Consider the following 225-nt stretch of genomic DNA (forward strand, 5'->3'; position numbering starts at 1 on the left):
TGGACTGAGAAATCAGTTACCGACTAGTGGGGAGCAGTTGTCATTGAGAGCACAAAGTTCGCTGAGCGAATATCAGCGCGAGCAATTGGTTGAACTATTTGAGCAGGGCATGGGCTATAGAGCCGCTGCTAATGCTCTGGGTGTCTCCAAACACGCTGCGCGCCGGCTCTATTGTCGGTTTGTGCTGCATGGCAGGCTATGTCTTGTGGAGAAACCGACAAAGCA

General features: G+C 52.0%; 1 protein-coding gene. It reads left to right on the forward strand.

The features are described from left to right. Positions 1-43 precede the first annotated feature (43 nt). Positions 44-225, forward strand: a 182-nt coding sequence (locus tag HMPREF2857_RS11250) for a helix-turn-helix domain-containing protein (protein WP_210384778.1), incomplete at its 3' end; no start/stop codon positions are given.

Origin of the sequence: Corynebacterium sp. HMSC076C10 (genome assembly GCF_001812455.1) — a bacterium.
Lineage (GTDB): Bacteria > Actinomycetota > Actinomycetes > Mycobacteriales > Mycobacteriaceae > Corynebacterium > Corynebacterium jeikeium_D.